The sequence below is a fragment of the Streptomyces sp. JB150 genome (assembly GCF_011193355.1).
In the GTDB taxonomy this organism is placed as follows: Bacteria; Actinomycetota; Actinomycetes; order Streptomycetales; family Streptomycetaceae; genus Streptomyces.
The window spans coordinates 1,046,431-1,064,726 of record NZ_CP049780.1; the positions used below are offsets into that span (position 1 = coordinate 1,046,431).

An 18,296-nucleotide genomic window follows, 5' to 3' on the forward strand; every position below is an offset into this window, starting at 1 on the left:
ATTTGTCTCCCGCGCTCCCGGCGGAGACGCCGAAAGGCCCCGGCGGCATCGCTCCGCAAGGGCCTTCTCGCATGAGTGGACACAGAGGGCGCGTCCGAGACATGACGCAGCGGCAAAATGCACATAAAGGGCGAATACGGCGCATCTCGATGGTTACTCCGAACACGACCCCCCACAGAACGGAGACCATCTGATGATCATCAAAAAGATGCACGACTTGGGCGTCCGCAGCGAACACGCCTACATGGCCGCCTTCGCCTCCATCGGCCTCACCGTCGTCGCCTGGGCCGCCAGCCTGAACGCCGAACCCGGCACCGGCGTCGCCCGAGCCGACCGGTGGGGCATCTTCGTCGGCGAATGGGCCCCCACCTTCTTCGGCCTCGGCCTCGCCCTCTCCCACTACGAACAGCAGGACGGCACCCTGACGGGCAGCGTCCACGAGCTCCGGCCGACAGCCCAGGCCGGCTGACTCCCGGCGACGCGAGAGCCGGCGCGACCCACGCTCGTGACGGACTCCATACGGATCGAGTAGCCGTGCGGTAGCGCAGTGTCAGTGCTACCGCCTAGGCTTGCCCGCATGTCCCCAGTTTCCGGTGCCCCTGGTTCCGTGCGCTCTGCGGCCGAGGTGAATGAACAGATCCGCGCGCTGTGGTTGCGCGCGGGCGGCACCCTGTCGGCTCAGGAGCGCGAGGAGTACGAGCTGCTGGTGGTCGAATGGGCCGCCGCCATGCGGGGCGAGATGATCGAAGCGGCGTGACACCGTGGTGCCGGCCAGGCCCGCGGGCGGGCCGGCGCCCCGTCGTCCCGGCGAGACCCGCACCTGCGCGGGCACCCCGTCGTTCCGGCCTGCTCCGTCCGGCCTACGCCCGCAGATGCGCCAGCACCTCGTCGTCCAGCGGATACGGCCGCTCCACGGGCAGCAGTCTGGCCGCCCGGTCCGGCTTCCCGGCGCGGACCAGGCCGTGGATCTCCGTGGCGAGCGGGGTCACGTCCTCGATGCCGACGATCCACTCGTCCGCGTACCGCGCCGCGGCCTCGCCCGCGAGTCCCAGCTGCAGCGACCGGTGCGGCAGGGCGGTGAAGCGCAGGTAGCGTTCGGGGTCCCACTGCACGCGCGCGGGCGCCCGCCGCAGCTGCCGCTGCCAGGCGGCCCGGTCGGGGTGGAGTTCCGGGACGTAGTGGGGGAGGCAGGCGTGCCGCAGCGCCCACAGGAAGCCCTCACGGGTGATCTCGACGGCGAGGACGGTCTCCTGGTTCTCCTTCGTGCCCCAGCCGCAGCGGTACATCATCCACAGGAAGGACGGATTGATCCAGGTCATCCGGTCGCGCTTCCAGGTGGCCGGGAAGCGGCCGGTGCGGGCGGCGACCCGTCCGATCTCCGGGCGATAGGCCTGGTAGACGGTGAGCGTGGTGTCGGTGTGCCGGGCGCGGACCCGGAACCGGGGCTCCGGATCCGGCCGTTCGTCGTACTGATCGTTCACGCCGCTCACCCTGCCCCACGCCACCCGCTCGGAGCCACCGGATATCGCTGCCCGCATGCCCTCTTGGCGGGACCGGTCCCGTGGCCAACACTGAGCCGATGACGCAGCGCGCGGAGCTCGCGACCGTGATGGACCGGCTGGCGGTGGACGGACTGATCACCGACTACGCCGTGGCCGTGGACGACGGCGACTGGCAGGCGTACCGAGAACTGTTCACCCCGGACGGCCGGGCGGACTACCGCTCGGCCGGCGGGATCGAGGGCGAGGCGCGGACGGTCGCCGCCTGGCTCGCCGAGAGCCTGGGGGCGTTTCCGGAGCGGCAGCATCTGATCGTCAACCGCCGGGTGCGGTTCGGGATCCTGGAGCGCGACACGGGCGACACGGCGCGCGTGCAGGCCGACTACGTCACTCCGCTGGGCTCGGCCGCCCCCGGCGGCGCGTCCGGGCCGGCCGAGCTGTTCTGCGGCGGCCGGTACTCCTTCGGTCTGCTGCGCACGGTCGACGGGTGGCGGCTGCGCGAGGTGATCGCGCGGGAGAAGTGGCGCCGGTCCCCGGGGCGCGAACGGGCGGCGGGGACCAGCTGAGCCGGTGCCCTCTGTACCTAGATCGTCCGCAGCGCGCACACTGGACCCACGAGCAGGGAGGCGCCGTATGAAGACGTTCGGTCAGTGGCTCGTCTCCCCGTGGCGGCGTTCCGTCCTCGCCGCGGCGGCGGGCGCGCTGCCGGTGTTCGCGTTTCCCGGCCCGTCCCTGTGGTGGTTGGGCCTTGTCGCGCTGGTGCCGTGGATCCTGCTGGCCCGGACCGCGCCGACCGGCCGGCGGGCGCTGCACGACGGCTGGTGGGGCGGGTGCGGGTTCATGCTGGCGGTGCACCACTGGCTGCTGCCGAACCTGCATGTGTTCACGTTCGTCATCGCGGCGCTGCTCGGCGCGCTGTGGGCGCCGTGGGGATGGCTGGTGCGCCGCTTCCTGGGCGGCGCTCCCACGCCGGGCCGGGTCGCGGCCGCCCTGGCCGTGCTGCCGTCGGCCTGGCTGGCGGTGGAGCTGGTGCGCTCCTGGCAGGGACTCGGGGGCCCCTGGGGGATGCTGGGCGCCAGTCAGTGGCGCGTGGAACCGGCGCTGCGGCTGGCCTCGGTGGGCGGGGTGTGGCTGCTGAGCTTCCTGGTGGTGGCCGTCAACACGGCCGTCGCGGTGCTGATCGCGGTGCGTGCCGCACGGGTGCCGGCGGTGGCCGGGCTGCTGGCCGCGGCGGCGGTCACGGCGACGGCCTGGTCGTGGGCGCCGCGCCCGGAGGTGCGCGGCGAGGTGCGGATCGCGGTCGTGCAGCCGGGGGTGATCGACGGCCCCGGCAAGCGGTTCGACCGGCAGGAGCGGCTGACCCGGCAGCTGGCCGGCCAGGACCTGGATCTGATCGTGTGGGGCGAGAGCAGCGTCGGCTTCGATCTGACGACCCGGCGCGACCTGGCGCGGCGGCTGGCGGACCTCGCCCGTCTGACGGACACGCCGGTTCTGGTCAACGTAGACGCCCGGCGCTCGGACCGGCCCGGCATCTACAAGAGTTCGGTCCTGGTCGGTCCCGGCGGGGTGACCGGCGACCGGTACGACAAGATGCGGCTGGTGCCGTTCGGTGAGTACATCCCCGCGCGGTCGCTGCTCGGCTGGGCCACGTCGGTCGGCGAGGCGGCCGGCGAGGACCGGCGGCGCGGCACCCGGCAGGTGGTGATGGACGTCGGCGGCGGTCTGCGGGTGGGGCCGATGGTGTGCTTCGAGTCGGCGTTCCCCGACATGAGCCGCAGCCTCGCCCGCTCCGGGGCGGACGTGCTGATCGCCCAGTCGGCGACCTCGACCTTCCAGCAGAGCTGGGCGCCCGCGCAGCACGGGTCGCTGGCCGCGCTGCGCGCCGCGGAGACCGGCCGCCCGATGGTGCACGCGACGCTGACCGGGATCTCCGCGGTGCACGGTCCCGAGGGGCAGCGGATCGGCTCCTGGCTGGGCACGGACGAGAGCACCGCCGAGGTCTACGCGGTGCCGCTGGCCGCCGGGACGACGCCGTACGCCCGCTTCGGCGCCTGGCCGGTGTACGGGGCGCTGCTGGTGCTGACGGGGTGGGCGGTCGCCGAGGGGGCGGTCAGACGGCCGGGCCGGAGCGCTCCTGCACCGCGCGTACCACCCGCTCGCACAGTTCGTGCGTCGCCAGCGCGTCCCGGGCGCTGAGCACCCTGCCCGCGCGGACGGCGTCGAGGAAGGCGAGGACGGCCTGCTCGATGCCGCGCTGCCGGGCGACCGGCACCCAGTCGCCGCGCCGCCGCACGGTCGGCTGCCCCTTGTGGTCGATCACCTCGGCGAGGTTGGTCACCTGCCGCTTGGTGTCCTGCCCGGACACCTCGAGGATCTCCTCGTTGGAGCCGCTGAGCCGGTTCATCACGCCGAGCGCGGTGAAGCCGTCCCCGGCGAGCTGGAGCACCACGTGGTGGAGCAGTCCGGCTTCGGCCCTGAACCGCACGGTGACGTCGTCGACCGGCCCCGGCACCAGGAAGCGCAGGGTGTCCACGACGTGGATGAAGTCGTCGAGGATCATCGACCGCGGCTCTTCCGGCAGCCCGACGCGGTTCTTCTGCATGAGGATCAGCTCGCGCGGATGGTCCGCGCACTGCGCGTAGGCGGGCGCGTGCCGGCGGTTGAAGCCGACGGCGAGGCTCACCCCGCGCTCCTCGGCGAGCGCGACGAGCCGTTCGGAGTCGGCCAGTCGGTAGGCGAGCGGCTTGTCGACGTACGTCGGTACGCCCGCCTCCAGCAGCCGGGTGACGATCTCCGGGTGGACGGCGGTGGGCGCGTGCACAAAGGCCGCGTCGAGGCCCTGGGCGAGGAGCGCGTCGAGGTCGGCGTGGCGCTGCCGGGCGGGCAGGTGCAAGCTGTCGGCGACCCGGTCGAGGGTGGCGGGCGTACGGGTCTGGAGGTGCAGTTCGACCCCGGGCAGGAACCCGAGCACCGGCAGGTACGCCTTCTGCGCGATGTCTCCGAGCCCGATGCAACCGACCTTCACGTCTGCTCCCCTGCCGCGGTGCCCGCGTCCGCCCCGTTGGTTCCGGTGGAAGCATACGGGGGCTGCGGAGGCCGCCAGTCGGCGATCCCGTCGAAGCCGCGCAGGACGAGCGCGGGGGCGGCCAGGGAGAGGGTGGCGAGCGCGGTGTTCCGTACGGCGGCGAGCGCGCGGCTGCCGGTCATGTTGAGCCGGGCGATCCTGACGGCCTGGCGGGCGATCGCCGTCGTCCGGGGCAGGCGGGCGGCGGTGTAGGCGGGCAGGTCCCGGGCGTGGTGGGCGAGGACGACGGCGTCCTCGACGGCCTGGTTGCCGCCCTGGCCGAGGGTGGGCGGCATGGCGTGGGCGGCGTCGCCGAGGAGGGCGACCCGGCCGCGGTGGTAGGCGGGCAGCGGCTCGGCGAGGTGGTACACGTCGTGGCGCAGGACGTCCTCGGGGCGGGCGGCGGCGAGGACGGCCGGGATCGGGTCGTGCCAGTCGCCGTAGCGGCGCAGGAGGTCGGCCCGCTCGTCGGCGGCGCCTCCGCCGGCGGGGGTGACGGCGGCGGCGTACGCGTACACCCGGCCGTCCTTGAGGGGATGCGTGCCCCAGATGCGGCCGCGGCCCCAGGTCTCGTGGGACGCGAACCGCACGCCGGGCACCGGGATGACGACGCGCCAGGTGGTGAAGCCGGAGTAGGCGGGGCCGGGGTGCTCGGGGAAGAGGGCGCCGCGTACGGCGGAGCGGACGCCGTCGGCGGCCACCACCAGGTCGGCCTCCAGCTCGCCGTCGGGGGTGGTGACGCGGGCGGGGCGGTGGGCGTCGCCGGGGTCGGCGAGCCCGGCCGGGCAGGCCGTGCGGATCACGCCCTCGGGGAGCAGCGCCGCGAGATGGTCGATGAGGGTGGCGCGGTGCAGGAGCACCAGGGGGCCGCCGAAGCGCCGCTCGGCCGCGGCGGCACTGGAGCGGGAGAGCCAGCGGCCGGACGGGGTGCGCAGTCCGCCGTCGCCCTGCCAGGCGGACAGGTCGCGGACGGTGTCACCGAGGCCGATGACGTCCAGTGCGCGCAGGGCGTTGGGCGCCAGGGAGATGGCGGCGCCGACGGGCTCCAGCGAGTGGGCCCGTTCCAGGACGGTGACGGCGTGGCCGCCGCGGTGCAGGGCCACGGCCGCGGTGAGGCCGCCGATGCCACCGCCGATGACGACGGCGCGCGCGGGCTGTGCCATGGCTCCTCCTTGTGACTACATGTGTAGTGCCCGACTCGGTCCGACTGTACTACGGCCGTAGTGAGATGAGGAAGCGGGGCGGTAGATTGATCGCCATGTCCGTACACACCGCCCGGGACGCCCGCTCACGTGCCGACCTCGTCGCCGACACCGCCCTCGCCCTGCTCGCCGAGCGCGGGATGCGCGGACTGACCCACCGGGCGGTCGACGAGGCGGCCGGACTGCCGCAGGGTTCGACGTCGAACGTGGCGCGCACCCGGCAGGCGCTGCTGGAGCTGGCGGTGCGCCGGCACGCGGACCGGGAGGCGCGGATCCTCGCCCTGAACGAGATGCCGGACCCGCGAGGCGGACTCGACTCCGTCGTGGACGGGCTGTCCCTGGCGGTGCACCGCTCCCTGACCGACCACCGCGACCTGCTGATCGCCCGCTACGAACTCGCCCTGGAGGCCACCCGCCGCCCCGGACTGCGCGCCTCCTACGACGCGACGGGCGCCCGGTTCCGCGACCAGCTCTCGGCGCTCGTCACGGCGATGGGGTCCACCTCCCCCGAGCGGCACGTCCTGTCCCTGGTCGCCTGGGCGGACGGGCTGATGTTCTCCTGCGCGGCGGGCTCGTTCAACGACCGGGTCCCCTCCCTGGACGAGGTACGGGCGGGGCTGCGGGAACTGCTGGGCGCGATGCTGGGCGTCTGAGCGGAGGCCGGGCCGGACGTCAGCCCCACGACACGGGAACCCCCCGCACGGGTTCGGAGATCACCTCTACGGCGTAACGACCGCTTCCCCCTCGTGTCCCGGACACGCCGGACCCGCCATTGTGGCGAGGGTGCATCGAACGACGACCACCGCAGCCCTCCTGGTCACCGTGGCCGTGTCGGCCCTCTCCGGCTGTACGACGGTCCGGACGCCCGCGCCCGGACCGTCGGCCGCGCCGTCCCCACCACCGGCGGCGGAACCGAGCGGACGGGCCGCACCGCAGGTCGTGCAGGCGCCGGCCCGGGAAGCCCTGGACCGCGTCGGGCCGTCCCCGCGCCGGACCACCTCCGCCGCCGAGCAGCACTCCCCCACGGCACCCGCGACCGCCTCCGCGCCGACCGCGCCGACCGCCGCACCCCGGACCGGGCCCCGGCCCGAACGGCAGCGGCCCCAGCACCCGCACCACCCGCAGCACCGGGAGCCCCGCACCGCGAAGCCGCCCCGGACGAACGTCCCGGCCGTCCCGGACCTCGGCAAGCACATCCCGCAGGGTCCGGCGCACGTCTGCGCCCTCGGCCGCACGTACGGCGGCTGGCAGCCGGGCAGCCCGGAGTCGACGATCTGCGACAACACGTACGGCCGCTGAACGAAAGGGCTCCCGCCCCAGCCGCCCGTGCGCCGCCCCGGCTCAGGGCCGGTGCTGCGGCGGCGGCCCCCACGGTCCGCCGCCCGGAGGCTCGGTCTCCGGGCCGGCGTCGGCGAGGGTCAGCTCCAGCCGGCCGATCGCCGCCCGCACCCCGTCGCCGTAGCTGTCGTCGGCGAGGGCGTCGACCGCGCCGCGGGCGCGGCGCAGGTGGGTGCGGGCGGCGTCGTGGTGGCCGAGCTTGACGTAGTCGGCGGCCAGGTTGAGGTGGAGGGAGGGGTAGAGGGCCCGCACGGCGAGCGTGCCGTGGTGGGCGGCGAGGCGGTCGTCGCTCAGCTCCTCCGCGGCCGTCAGGGCGCGCAGGTCCCAGGCCAGCTCGTCCGAGGGGTCGTCCTGGGTGTCGGCCAGGTAGTGCGCCAGCGTGCAGCGGTGCAGCGGATCCCCGTGCTCCCCGATCTCCGCCCAGAGCTGGAGGAATCTCAGCCGCGCCTCTTCCCGGTCCCCCGCGTGATGCAGCATCACGACCTGCCCGATCCGGCCCATCACCGCGTCCGGCACCGCCTGCTCCTGCCGCTCCATCACCACACCCCTCCGCCCGCTCACCGTCGATCCCGTCCCTCCCGACGCTAACCGCCCCCACCGACATTCCGGACCAGGCGGCTCCGGTACGGCGGGACGGACCGCACGCGCGTCGTCGCGACGGCCGGACACCCGCGGGCTCCGCCCCCACGACGACGCAAGGCCGGCCCGCCGCGGCGCCGAAGGGCCGGCCGACCGCGAGGCCGAAGGACCGACCGCCCCAGCGGTCGAAGGACCGGCCCGCCCCCGACCGCGAAGGACCGGCCGCCCGAACGGCGAAGGGCCGGCCCGTCCGCGAGCGCGGAGCGGAGCCGGCCCCTCGGGCGGGACCTGTCAGGCGCCCAGGTTGGGGATGCGCCAGTCGATGGGCTCGTGGCCCTGGCGGGCGACGGCCTCGTTGATCTGGGTGAAGGGGCGCGAGCCGAAGAACTTCTTCGCGGACAGCGGGGAGGGGTGGGCGCCCTTCACCACCACGTGCCGGGTCTCGTCGATCAGGGGCAGCTTCTTCTGGGCGTAGTTCCCCCACAGTACGAAGACCGCCGGGTCCGGGCGCTCGGCCACCGCGCGGATCACCGCGTCCGTGAACTTCTCCCAGCCCTTGCCCTTGTGCGAGTTGGCCTCGCCCGCGCGGACCGTGAGGACCGCGTTCAGCAGCAACACGCCCTGCCGGGCCCACGGCATGAGGTAGCCGTTGTCCGGGACGGGCAGGCCCAGCTCCTCCTGCATCTCCTTGTAGATGTTCCGCAGCGACGGCGGGGTCTTCACGCCGGGGCGGACGGAGAAGCACAGACCGTGTCCCTGGCCCTCGCCGTGGTACGGGTCCTGGCCGAGGATGAGCACCTTCACCCGCTCGAACGGCGTGGCGTCGAGCGCGGCGAAGACCTCCTCCCGCGGCGGGTAGACGGGACCCTTCGCCCGCTCCTCCTCGACGAACTCCGTCAGCTCCTTGAAATAGGGCTTCTGGAGTTCGTCGCCCAGGACCCCGCGCCAGGACTCGGGCAGCATGGCGATGTCGGTCACGTCAACTTCCTTACGGTCTGCGGTCGCTTGCCGGTCTGTAGGTCTCAGAACCTACAGGCGACCACTGACAACGCCCCGCGCGGGAGCCGTCACCAGCTGGTCTTCCGGTCCAGCTCCCACATCAGCATGATCGTCGACGGGTCGAGCGCCCGCTCGCCGCCGGAGATCTCCTCGCTGGCCGCGATGTACTGCTTGCCCTGCCACAGCGGCAGCAGCCGCGCGTCGTCGACGAGGATCTGCTGGGCCGCCTCGAACTCCCGCTCCACCTGCCCGCGGTCGGTCTCCCGGCGGGAGCGGGGCAGCAGGTCACCGGTGATCTCGGGCGCCGGGTAGGGCGTACCGAGGGCGTTCTCCTTGCCGACGAACGGCGCGATGTAGTTGTCGGCGTCGGGGAAGTCGGGGAACCAGCCGCGCCCGAACACCGGGTACTCGCCCTTCTGGTAGCCCTCGACGTACGTCTTCCAGGGCCGGCTCTTCAGGGTGATCTCGAACAGCCCGGACGCCTCCAGCTGGCGCTTCAGCTCCTGGAAGAGCACCGCGGTCTCGGAGCCGTAGCGGTCGGTGGTGTACCAGAACGTGAGCGGGACCGGCTCGGTGATGCCCGCCTCGGTGAGGATCGCGCGGGCCTTGTCGGCGTCGGGGTCGCCGTAGTCGTCGAAGTAGCCGGTGGAGTGGCCGGTGATGCCGTTGGGGACCATGGAGTACAGCGGCTCCACGGTGTTCTTGTAGATCTTGTGGGCGATGGTCGCCCGGTCCACGAGCTGCGCGACGGCCCTGCGCACGGCGGCCTTGCCGGCCCACCGGTCGCTGGGGTTGAACACCAGGTAGCTGATGTCGATGCCGGCGCCCTCGACCAGCTGCAGCGGCTCGTCGGGGTCCTTGCTCTGCAGGTCGACGATGTCGTCGGCGGCGAGACCGCGGTAGGTCAGGTCGATCTCCTGCGCCTTGAGGGCCTTCACCATGGCGCTCGAGTCCTGGAAGTACCGGATGGTCACCGCGTCGTTGCGGCGCTCGGCGTACCCCTCGTAGTGATCGTTGGTGACCAGCTCCGCGTGGTCGTTCTCCTGGTACGACTGGAGCTTGTACGGCCCGGAGCCGACGATGTCGTCGCCCTCGCGCAGCGCGTCGGCCGGGTAGCTGCCCGGCGGGACGATGGACATCGCCGGGGTGGCGAGGACGAACGGGAAGGTGGCGTCGGAGGTCTTCAGGTGGAAGACGACCTCCCGCTCGCCGCGCGCCTGCACCCGGTTCAGGCTGCCCAGCAGCCCGGCGGGCCCGGACGGCGCCTTGATGGTCAGGATGCGGTCGATCGAGTGCTTGACGGCCTTGGCGTCGAGCGCGCTGCCGTCGGAGAACTTCAGCCCCTCACGCAGCTCACAGCGGTAGACCCGGTTCGCGGTGTCGGTGAACTCGCAGCTCTCCGCGGCGTCGGGCTGGGGCGTGGTCGAGCCGTTGGGGTAGCTGAGCAGCGTCTGGTAGACGTTCCGGAACAGCTCCCAGGAGCCGTCCCAGGACGCGGCGGGATCCAGGGTGGTGGGCGCGCTGGTGGTCCCCACGACGATCGGGCTCTCGTCGGCCTCCCCGCTGTCGGAGAACAGGCCGCAGCCGGTCACCAGGGATATGGAAGCGATCGCCGCCACTTGCCGCAGGCATCGGTTCCGGTTGAACACGCGCACGCTCCTCGATCTGCCATACCAAATGTCGGCAGACACTACCGCAGCAACACGCCGTGTGGACCGTCCGTGCGAAAGGTAGTCGATCACCTTTTGCATGACGACGTTGTCAGGGCCCGGACCGTGCCGGCACGCCGACACGGGCGCCGTTTCGTCAACATCGATCGCGTCACGCGCGGGGCACGAAACCGTATCGACGCGGAAGGCGGCGCCCGTGCGTCGGGCCCCCGGACGCCGGGCCGCCGCGGGGGTCGGCCCACCGCGGCGGTCGCACAGCCGGACAGCCGGACAGCCGGACAAGCGGACAACCGGACAGATCAGGCGACACCCGAGTTCAGGAAGACGCCGCCGTCCACGACCAGGGTCTGGCCGGTGATCCAGTCCGCCTGCTCGGAGGTGAGGAACGCGGCGGCGCCGCCGATGTCGGACGGCACGCCGAGCCGCTTCAGCGGGTAGGCCGCGGCCGCCTCCTCCTCGCGGCCCTCGTACAGAGCCTGGGCGAACTTGGTCTTGACCACGGCCGGGGCGATCGCGTTGACCCGGACGCCGGGCGCGAACTCGTGCGCCAGCTGCACCGTCAGGTTGATCATCGCGGCCTTGCTGATGCCGTAGGCGCCGATGAAGGGCGAGGGCGCGAGGCCCGCGACGGAGGCGATGTTGACGATCGCGCCGCCGTTGTCCTTCTGCCAGGCGTGCCAGGTGCGCTGGGCGAAGCCGAGCGCCGAGACCACGTTGGTCTCGAAGACCTTGCGGGCGACATCGAGGTCGAGATCGGCGATCGGGCCGAACACCGGGTTGGTGCCGGCGTTGTTGACCAGGTAGTCGACCCGGCCGAAGGCCTCCATGGTGCGCTCCACGGCGCGCGCCTGGTGGGCCTCGTCGTGGGCCTTGCCGGCCACGCCGATCACCCGGTCGGCGCCGAGCTTCTCGACGGCCTCCTTCAGGGCGTCCTCGCCCCGTCCGGTGATGCAGACCCGGTCGCCGCGGGCGACCAGTGCTTCCGCGATGCCGTAGCCGATGCCCCGGCTGGCGCCCGTGATGAGCGCGACCTTGCCCGAGAGTTCAGTCATGGTTCGTGTTCCCTAGTCGAGCGGTCCGCCGGCAACGTACAGCACCTGGCCGGAGACGAAGCCGGCCGCCTCGCCGGTGAAGAAGGCGACGGCGTTGGCGATGTCGTCCGGCTCACCGACGCGCTGCACGGGGATCATCGAGGCGGCGGCGGCCTTGAAGTCCTCGAAGCCCATGCCGACCCGCTCGGCGGTGGCGGCGGTCATGTCGGTGGCGATGAAGCCGGGGGCGACGGCGTTGGCGGTGATGCCGAACTTGCCCAGCTCCTTGGCGAGGGTCTTGGTGAAGCCCTGGAGACCGGCCTTGGCGGCGGAGTAGTTGGCCTGGCCGCGGTTGCCGAGCGCGGAGGACGAGGAGAGATTGACGATCCGTCCGAAGCCGGCGTCGACCATGTGCTTCTGGACCGCCCGGGTCATCAGGAACGAACCCTTGAGGTGCACGTTCATGACGGTGTCCCAGTCGGAGACGCTCATCTTGAACAGCAGGTTGTCGCGGAGCACACCCGCGTTGTTGACGAGGATCGTCGGGGCGCCCAGCTCGTCGGCGATCCGCGCGACGGCCGCCTCGACCTGCGCCTCGTCCGAGACGTCACAGCCGACCGCGATCGCCTTGCCGCCCGCCGCGGTGATCTTCTCCACGGTGTCCTTGCAGGCGGCCTCGTCGAGGTCGATCACGGCGACCGCGCGGCCCTCGGCGGCCAGTCGTACGGCGGTGGCGGCGCCGATGCCGCGCGCGGCGCCGGTGACGACCGCGACCCGCTGCTCAGTGGTGGACATTGCTGCTTCTCCTCGCCCTAGGGATGCGGCTCCCGCGGTACGCCCATCCAGTGAGCGACCGCTTAGTACCTTCAGCAGACGTGACGCTAGAAGCCCTGGCACGCGGTGTCAACGCCCCACGGGCGCGTGTGATCCATCACCCGGCGGTCCGGCCCGGGGACATCCGTTCGGCCTACTGCCGCGCGCCCGCCGGCAGCACGGCACCTAGCGTCGGAGGCCGAGCCATCCGTGCCCGGAAAGGAGGCGCTCCATGCGCCGTCACACCGGCGCCGCCGGCATAGTCCTCGCGATCGCCGCGACCATGCCGCTGGCAGGCCCCGCCCACGCCCAGGACGACCTCGACTGCCGTCACTTCGCCTACCAGGAGGACGCGCAGAGCGTCTACGACTCCGATCCCCGCGACCCGCACGGTCTGGACGAGGACCAGGGCGCCGACGACGGCGTCGCCTGCGAGGTGCTGCCGCGCCGCGGCGGTGGCCTCACCTCCTCCACCTTCGCGCCCCGGCGGACCGCGACCCCCGCCGTCACGGCGACCTCCCTCGCCCCGGCCCCCGTGACCACGCCGGCCGCTCCGGTGGCCACCGCCACGCAGACGCCGCGCGGCGTGCGGGGCGGGCTGGGCGGTGCGTCGCAGACCGGTCCGGGCACCTGGGACCTGGCCGTCGGCGCGGCCTTCGTCGCGGGCGCCGCGCTCACCACCGCCTACGTGGTCCGGCGCCGCAGAAACTGACCTGGCCGGGCCTTCAGCGGCCGCCCGCCCCTCGCAGGCGCCCCCGGCGCGGCCACACGCCCGGCCCGCCCGCGGGCCCCTCACCGCACCAGCAGCTCCAGCAACCGCTCCGCCTCCGCGGCCGGATCCGTGGTGAGCCCCGTGTGCACCGGTCCGGGCTGGACGATCGTCGAGCGGGGGGCGATCAGCCAGCGGAAGCGGCGCCCCGGGTCGTCGCCCGCGGCCTGGCCCGCCGCCTCGCCGCCGCCGCACACGCTCTCGACGGCGCGCAGCGCGGCCCGCACCCCGGCCACGTCGGCCCGCGGGTCGAGGGCCAGCAGCCGCGCCTCGTCGAGGTGGGTGCGGGCGCCGACGTAGCCCTTGGCGCGGCAGTAGACGAGCACGCCCGCGTTGATGCACTCGCCGCGCTCGACGCGCGGGACGACCCGCAGCAGCGCGTACTCGAAAACTTCCCGGTCGTCGCGCCGGCCGGCCCGGATGATGTGGCGCTCGGTCACGTGGTTCCCTCGATTCCGGTGACGCGGTCGTGGACGACGGCGGCGCGCTCGAGCAGCGGCCTGGCGTACGCCCTTCTCAGGTCGTCCGGCGAGTCGAAGCCGGGCTCGTCCGCCAGCCAGGCGTCCGGGATCTGGGCCGTGACCTCGGCGAGCAGTTCCTCGGTGACGCGCGGCGCGAGGTCCGCGGCGGCGGCCCGGACGTCCGGGGCGAAGGTCCGCAGGGCGTGGTCGGAGGCGTCGTAGGGGCGGGCGGCGGAGATCTGCGCGGACGGCCAGTTGTGGTGCCAGATCATGGTGGCGCCGTGGTCGATGAGCCACAGTTCGCCCCGCCACATCAGCAGGTTGGGGTTGCGCCAGGAGCGGTCGACGTTGTTCACCAGTGCGTCGAACCAGACGATCCGCCCGGCTTCCTCGGGGCCGACCGGGAAGGCGAGCGGGTCGAAGCCGAGCGCGCCGGAGAGGAAGTCCATGCCGAGGTTGGTGCCGCCGCTGGACTTCAGCAGCTCCTGCACCTGCTGGTCGGGCTCGCCGAGCCCGAGGTCGGGATCGAGGTCGACGGTGACCAGCCGGGGGGTGCGCAGGCCGAGGCGGCGGGCGAGTTCCCCGCACACCACTTCCGCGACCAGGGTCTTGCGTCCCTGCCCCGCTCCGGTGAACTTGAGGACGTACGTCCCGAAGTCGTCGGCCTCGACGAGTCCCGGCAGCGAGCCGCCCTCACGCAGCGGCGTGATGTAACGGGTCGCGATGACTTCCTTGAGCATCGCCCCAGGTTACTGGGGCGTCGGGCGGCACCCGACCGGGGCGGTTCGCTGCGGACCGGAGCGGGCGGCGCCCCTATCGGGTGAAGAACCGCGCGGCGGCTGAACCGGAGCCGCGCGCCGGCCGTACTGGTGGACACCAGACGGCGCACCACAGCACGAGTACACCCCGGCAAGAGCGCACCACAGCACGAGTACACCCCAGCAAGAGCAGACCGACGGCTCGAGCAGACCACAGCACGAACAGACCGACAGCACGCGCAGTCAGCGGAAGGAAACCTCAGCATGGCCACGGAATCGCTTCACCCCGGGTCGGGCCCGGCCCGTCGCACCGTCATGGCGGCGGCCGGAGCGGCGGGTCTCACCGCCGCGCTGGCCGCGTGCGGGTCGGGTGCCGGCGACGGGGACGGGGGCGGCGCAGATGCCTCGTCCGGCAGCGTGCTGGGCGCGACCTCCGAGATCCCCGAGGGCGGCGGCAAGGTGTTCGCCGACGCGGGCGTGGTGGTCACCCAGCCGACGGCGGGCGACTTCAAGGCGTTCTCCTCGAAGTGCACCCACCAGGGGTGCGCGGTGAAGGACATCCGGGACGGACTGATCATCTGCCCTTGTCACGACAGCCACTTCTCGGCCACCGACGGCAGCGTCAAGAAGGGTCCGGCGACCAAGCCCCTGCCGCCGGCCGGGATCACCGTGGAGGGCGAGGAGATCAAGCTGACGTGACCCCGGGCGCCGCGGGCGCCACCTCCGTGCCGACCCGCTCCCCCGCCGCCCGCAGCGCCCGTACCGCCGCCCGGATCGACGGCCGGCGGTCGGCGTCGGCGCGCCAGACGACGTAGACGTGGCGCCGCACCCGCTGCCTCAGCGGCAGGGCGACGACCCCGGGCGGCAGCGGGTGGCGGCCCAGCAGCGGCACCACGCACACCCCGAGCCCGGCAGCGACCAGCCCCAGCTGGGTGTGCGTCTCGGCGGCGCGGTGGCCGATGATCGGCTCGATGCCCTTGGAGCGCAGGGTGAACATCAGCCACTCGTGGCAGAACTCGCCCTCGCCCCAGGTGATCCACTCGTCACCGGCGAACTCCGCGAGGTCCACCTCGTCCCGCCCGGCGAGCCGATGGCCGACCGGCAGGGCCACGTCGGCGGGATCGTCCAGGATCGCCGCCTTGACCAGGCCGTCGGGCAGCGGCATCGGCTTGTTGTACCAGTCGAGGACGACCGCGAGGTCGAGATCGCCGCGGACCACCCCGCGGATGCCGCGCTCGGGTTCCAGTTCGCACGAGCGCAGCCGCAGCGCCGGGTGTTCGGCGCGCAGCGCGGCGAGCGCGGTGGGGAACAGGCCGCGCGCGGCGGTGGGGAACGCCGACAGCCGCAGTTCGCCGGCCACCTGGCCGCGCTGGGCCTCCAGGTCGGACTGGGCGATGGCCACCTGGGTGAGGATCCGCGCGGCGTGCTCGGCGAGCAGCCGGCCCGCGTCGGTGAGCCGGACGCCGCGGCCGTGCCGGACGAGCAGCCGCTGCCCCACCTCCCGCTCCAGCTTGGCCAGTTGCTGGGAGACGGCCGAGGTCGTGATGTGCAGTCCCTCGGCGGCGCCGCTCACCGATCCGTGGCGGGCGAGCGCGTCCAGGGTGCGCAGTCGGTCCAGGTTCAGCATCCCGCGATCGTACGATCCGACGCTTAAGCAGCGCTACGAGATATCGCGTGTGAATTCTCGATTGTGCTACGAGATCCACACCGGCAAGGTGGGCACCATGACCACCGCCGCCTCCGCCACCCGCACCCCGTCCGCCGCCCTCCCCCGCCCTCGCCGCACCGTCGACTGGCGGGTCCGCTTCGCCGTGCTGTCACTGATCTGGGGCTTCAGCTTCCTGCTCATCAAGGTGGGCACCGAGCGCTACGCGCCGTTCCAGGTCACGCTCGGGCGGCTGGCGTTCGGTACGGCGGTGCTGGCGGCGGCGATGGCCGTGAGGCGGGAGCGGCTGCCGCGGGGCGCCCGCACCTGGGCCCACCTCACGGTGGCCGCCTTCCTGCTGAACGCGCTGCCGTTCTCGCTCTTCGCCTACGCCGAGCTGACGATCCCGTCCACGCTCGCCGGCATCTGCAACGCCACCTCACCGCTGTGGGGCATGGCCCTCTCGCTGGTCGCGCTCTCCGAGGACCGCCCGACCCGGGTGCGGGTCGCCGGGCTCGGTCTCGGCTTCCTCGGCGTCCTCACCGTGCTCGGCGCCTGGCAGGGTTTCGCCGGTCTCGACGCCGGCGGCACGGCGATGGCCCTGCTGGCCTCGCTCAGCTATCCGGTCGGCTGGATCTACGTCCGCCGTACGCTCGCCGGTTGCTCCCACTCGCACCTGTCGCTGACCGGCGCCCAGCTGCTGCTCGCCACCGTCCAACTGGCCGTCGTCACGCCGCTGTTCACCACGCTGCCGGCCACGTTCCCGGTCGCTCCGCTGCTGGCCGTCGCCGCGCTGGGCGCCCTCGGCACCGGCTTCGCCGTCCTGCTCCAGTACGGGCTGGTCGCCGAGGTCGGTCCGACCACCGCCCAGATGGTCACCTACTTCATCCCCGTCATCGCCACGGCGGCCGGTGTGCTGCTGCTCGGTGAGTCGCTGACGTGGTCGACGCCGGTGGGCGCGGTGATCGTGCTGGCGGGCGCGGCGCTGACCCAGGTGCGGCGCGGGGAGCGGTCGTAGTCGTGGCGGTGGCGGCGGTCCCGGAGCGGTCGCTGCCACTGCCACTGCCACTGCTGCGCCGGTGGTGGCGGTGGCGCCGCGCGGGCTCACGCGTAGCCGCGTACGGCTCCCGGCGCCACTGCCACCGCCGCCGCGACGGCCTCGGCCAGCGCGCCGGTCTCGGCCTCGGTGAGCCCGGAGACGGTGATCCGGATGCCGGGCGGCGCGCCGATCCGGAAGCGGGCGCCGGGGGCGACCGCCCAGCCCGCGTGCAGGAGGCGGGCGACGGCACCGGTCTCGTCGGGGACCGGGATCCACACGTTCATGCCGCTGCGTCCGTGCGCGGTGATGCCGCGGTCCGCGAGGGCGTCGACGAGGGCGTCCCGGCGCCGCCCGTACGCCGCCGCCACCGCGCGCGCGTCCACCGCGCCGTCGGTCCACAGCCGCACCACCGCCCGCTGGGTGATCCGGCTGACCCAGCCGGGCCCGAGCCGCTGCCGGCCGCGCACCCGGTCGACGGTGACCGGGTCCCCGGTGAGCACGGCGAGCCGCAGGTCGGGGCCGTAGGCCTTGGCGACCGAGCGCACCATGGCCCAGTGGCGGGTGGTGCCGGCCAGGGGGTGCAGGGGGAGGTCGACGATCCGGTACCCGTGGTCGTCCTCGATCAGCAGGGTCTCCGGGTGCTGCCGGAGCACGGACCGCAGAGCACGCGCGCGGGTGGCGGACACCGCGGCACCCGTGGGGTTCTGGGCCCGGTCGGTCACGATCAGGGCGCGGGCGCCCGCGGCGAGGGCGGCGCGGACGCCGTCGGGGAGCGGCCCGTCGTCGTCCACCCCGACGGGCAGCGTGCGCAGCCCGAGCGCCGGGACGAGGTCGAGCAGGCTGCCCCAGCCGGGGTCCTCGACGGCGACCGTGTCGCCCGGCTTCAGATGGGCGGCGAGGACGCGCTCGGTGGCGTCGAGGGACCCGGAGGTGACCGCGACGGGGCCGCCCGGCACGCCGTCGGCGTCCAGGTCGGCGCGGGCGATCCGCTCCAGCTCCGGCTCCACCGCCGCCTCGTCGTAGAGCACCGGCTGCCGGTCGCTGTGCGCGGCCGCCGCGGCGAACGCCGCCGCCAGCGGGGGCAGCAGCGCCGGGTCGGGGTTGCCGGCGGCCACGTCGCGCACGCCTTCCGGCACCTCCACCCGGATGTACTCCCGTCCGGTCGTGGCCGGCGCGGCCCGCACCCGGCTGCCGCGACGGCCGTCGGTCTCGATGACCCCGCGTTCGCGCAGGATGCGGTACGCGGCCGCGACGGTGTTCGGGTTCACCCCGAGGCGTCGCGCCAACTCTCGCATGGGCGGCAGCAGTTGACCCGGTTGCAGGTCACCCTTCGCCACCGCCTCCTCGACGCTCGCGGAAATCTCCGCTGCGCGCCGCCCCCTGATCGGATATTCTCCTAGCACAAAGCCGATTATGCACTAGTGCAATG

21 protein-coding genes are annotated in these 18,296 nt (G+C 73.5%); 9 read left to right on the forward strand and 12 right to left on the reverse strand.

The features are described from left to right. Window positions 1-193 precede the first annotated feature (193 nt). Complete coding sequence (locus tag G7Z13_RS05065) at window positions 194-469, forward strand: hypothetical protein (protein WP_165996441.1); 276 nt, start codon at window positions 194-196, stop codon at window positions 467-469. A 108-nt stretch (window positions 470-577) separates the two neighbouring features. Continuing rightward, on the forward strand, window positions 578-757 hold the full coding sequence (locus tag G7Z13_RS05070; RefSeq protein ID WP_165996443.1) for a hypothetical protein: 180 nt from the start codon (window positions 578-580) through the stop codon (window positions 755-757). A 103-nt stretch (window positions 758-860) separates the two neighbouring features. Here the strand turns inward: G7Z13_RS05070 and G7Z13_RS05075 are convergent, their stop codons facing one another. Next, a complete protein-coding gene (locus G7Z13_RS05075; RefSeq protein ID WP_165996444.1) occupies window positions 861-1,481 on the reverse strand; it encodes a DUF4291 domain-containing protein in 621 nt (206 codons plus the stop codon). Between the two features lie 98 nt (window positions 1,482-1,579). Here G7Z13_RS05075 and G7Z13_RS05080 point away from each other — a divergent pair, with 98 nt between their 5' ends. Next, entirely contained in the window at window positions 1,580-2,065 is a 486-nt protein-coding gene (locus G7Z13_RS05080) for a nuclear transport factor 2 family protein (RefSeq protein WP_165996446.1), read from the forward strand. 67 nt (window positions 2,066-2,132) lie between these two features. After that, complete coding sequence (gene lnt / locus G7Z13_RS05085; RefSeq protein WP_165996449.1) at window positions 2,133-3,695, forward strand: apolipoprotein N-acyltransferase; 1,563 nt, start codon at window positions 2,133-2,135, stop codon at window positions 3,693-3,695. Here lnt and G7Z13_RS05090 read toward each other — a convergent pair. Further along, complete coding sequence (locus G7Z13_RS05090) at window positions 3,610-4,524, reverse strand: Gfo/Idh/MocA family oxidoreductase (RefSeq protein ID WP_165996450.1); 915 nt, start codon at window positions 4,522-4,524, stop codon at window positions 3,610-3,612. The genes lnt and G7Z13_RS05090 overlap by 86 nt on opposite strands. Continuing rightward, on the reverse strand, window positions 4,521-5,726 hold the full coding sequence (locus G7Z13_RS05095; protein ID WP_165996452.1) for an FAD-dependent monooxygenase: 1,206 nt from the start codon (window positions 5,724-5,726) through the stop codon (window positions 4,521-4,523). The genes G7Z13_RS05090 and G7Z13_RS05095 overlap by 4 nt, the downstream gene beginning before the upstream one ends. Before the next feature lie 95 nt (window positions 5,727-5,821). On the opposite strand from G7Z13_RS05095, the gene G7Z13_RS05100 reads away from it, so the two are divergent. After that, a complete protein-coding gene (locus G7Z13_RS05100) occupies window positions 5,822-6,418 on the forward strand; it encodes a TetR/AcrR family transcriptional regulator (RefSeq protein WP_165996454.1) in 597 nt (198 codons plus the stop codon). Window positions 6,419-6,548: 130 nt separating this feature from the next. Then, the gene (locus G7Z13_RS05105; RefSeq protein WP_240926121.1) at window positions 6,549-7,064 is read left to right on the forward strand and encodes a hypothetical protein; all 516 of its coding nucleotides are present in this window, start codon (window positions 6,549-6,551) and stop codon (window positions 7,062-7,064) included. 42 nt (window positions 7,065-7,106) lie between these two features. Here G7Z13_RS05105 and G7Z13_RS05110 read toward each other — a convergent pair whose 3' ends face one another. From G7Z13_RS05110 to fabG, 5 genes are all read right to left on the reverse strand, one after another. Continuing rightward, window positions 7,107-7,643 (reverse strand): tetratricopeptide repeat protein, encoded by a 537-nt coding sequence (locus G7Z13_RS05110; protein ID WP_166004629.1) that lies wholly within the window; start codon window positions 7,641-7,643, stop codon window positions 7,107-7,109. Window positions 7,644-7,973: 330 nt separating this feature from the next. Next, complete coding sequence (ung, locus tag G7Z13_RS05115; RefSeq protein ID WP_165996458.1) at window positions 7,974-8,660, reverse strand: uracil-DNA glycosylase; 687 nt, start codon at window positions 8,658-8,660, stop codon at window positions 7,974-7,976. 89 nt (window positions 8,661-8,749) lie between these two features. Beyond that, window positions 8,750-10,330, reverse strand: a complete 1,581-nt coding sequence (locus G7Z13_RS05120) for an ABC transporter substrate-binding protein (protein ID WP_165996459.1) — start codon at window positions 10,328-10,330, stop codon at window positions 8,750-8,752. A gap of 320 nt (window positions 10,331-10,650) precedes the next feature. Further along, window positions 10,651-11,403, reverse strand: coding sequence for an SDR family oxidoreductase (locus G7Z13_RS05125; RefSeq protein ID WP_165996461.1), 753 nt, complete (start codon window positions 11,401-11,403; stop codon window positions 10,651-10,653). Window positions 11,404-11,415: 12 nt separating this feature from the next. Next, entirely contained in the window at window positions 11,416-12,177 is a 762-nt protein-coding gene (gene fabG / locus G7Z13_RS05130) for a 3-oxoacyl-ACP reductase FabG (protein WP_165996462.1), read from the reverse strand. Window positions 12,178-12,427: 250 nt separating this feature from the next. Here fabG and G7Z13_RS05135 point away from each other — a divergent pair, with 250 nt between their 5' ends. Further along, complete coding sequence (locus tag G7Z13_RS05135) at window positions 12,428-12,907, forward strand: excalibur calcium-binding protein (protein ID WP_165996464.1); 480 nt, start codon at window positions 12,428-12,430, stop codon at window positions 12,905-12,907. 80 nt (window positions 12,908-12,987) lie between these two features. Here the strand turns inward: G7Z13_RS05135 and G7Z13_RS05140 are convergent, their stop codons facing one another. Beyond that, the gene (locus G7Z13_RS05140) at window positions 12,988-13,404 is read right to left on the reverse strand and encodes a DUF3037 domain-containing protein (protein WP_165996466.1); all 417 of its coding nucleotides are present in this window, start codon (window positions 13,402-13,404) and stop codon (window positions 12,988-12,990) included. Next, window positions 13,401-14,165, reverse strand: a complete 765-nt coding sequence (locus G7Z13_RS05145) for a HipA family kinase (protein WP_165996468.1) — start codon at window positions 14,163-14,165, stop codon at window positions 13,401-13,403. Before G7Z13_RS05145 ends, G7Z13_RS05140 begins: the two co-directional genes overlap by 4 nt. Window positions 14,166-14,447: 282 nt before the next feature. Here G7Z13_RS05145 and G7Z13_RS05150 point away from each other — a divergent pair, with 282 nt between their 5' ends. Beyond that, a complete protein-coding gene (locus G7Z13_RS05150; RefSeq protein WP_165996470.1) occupies window positions 14,448-14,882 on the forward strand; it encodes a Rieske (2Fe-2S) protein in 435 nt (144 codons plus the stop codon). On the opposite strand, the gene G7Z13_RS05155 is transcribed toward G7Z13_RS05150, so the two are convergent. Beyond that, window positions 14,869-15,810 carry a LysR family transcriptional regulator gene (locus G7Z13_RS05155; RefSeq protein WP_165996472.1) on the reverse strand — a complete coding sequence of 314 codons (942 nt, stop codon included), beginning with the start codon at window positions 15,808-15,810 and terminating at the stop codon, window positions 14,869-14,871. The genes G7Z13_RS05150 and G7Z13_RS05155 overlap by 14 nt on opposite strands. Before the next feature lie 97 nt (window positions 15,811-15,907). Between G7Z13_RS05155 and G7Z13_RS05160 the strand changes: the two genes are divergently transcribed. After that, a complete protein-coding gene (locus G7Z13_RS05160) occupies window positions 15,908-16,846 on the forward strand; it encodes a DMT family transporter (protein ID WP_206313007.1) in 939 nt (312 codons plus the stop codon). Between the two features lie 86 nt (window positions 16,847-16,932). Here the strand turns inward: G7Z13_RS05160 and G7Z13_RS05165 are convergent, their stop codons facing one another. Next, entirely contained in the window at window positions 16,933-18,270 is a 1,338-nt protein-coding gene (locus tag G7Z13_RS05165) for an aminotransferase class I/II-fold pyridoxal phosphate-dependent enzyme (protein WP_165996474.1), read from the reverse strand. Between the last annotated feature and the right edge of the window lie 26 nt (window positions 18,271-18,296).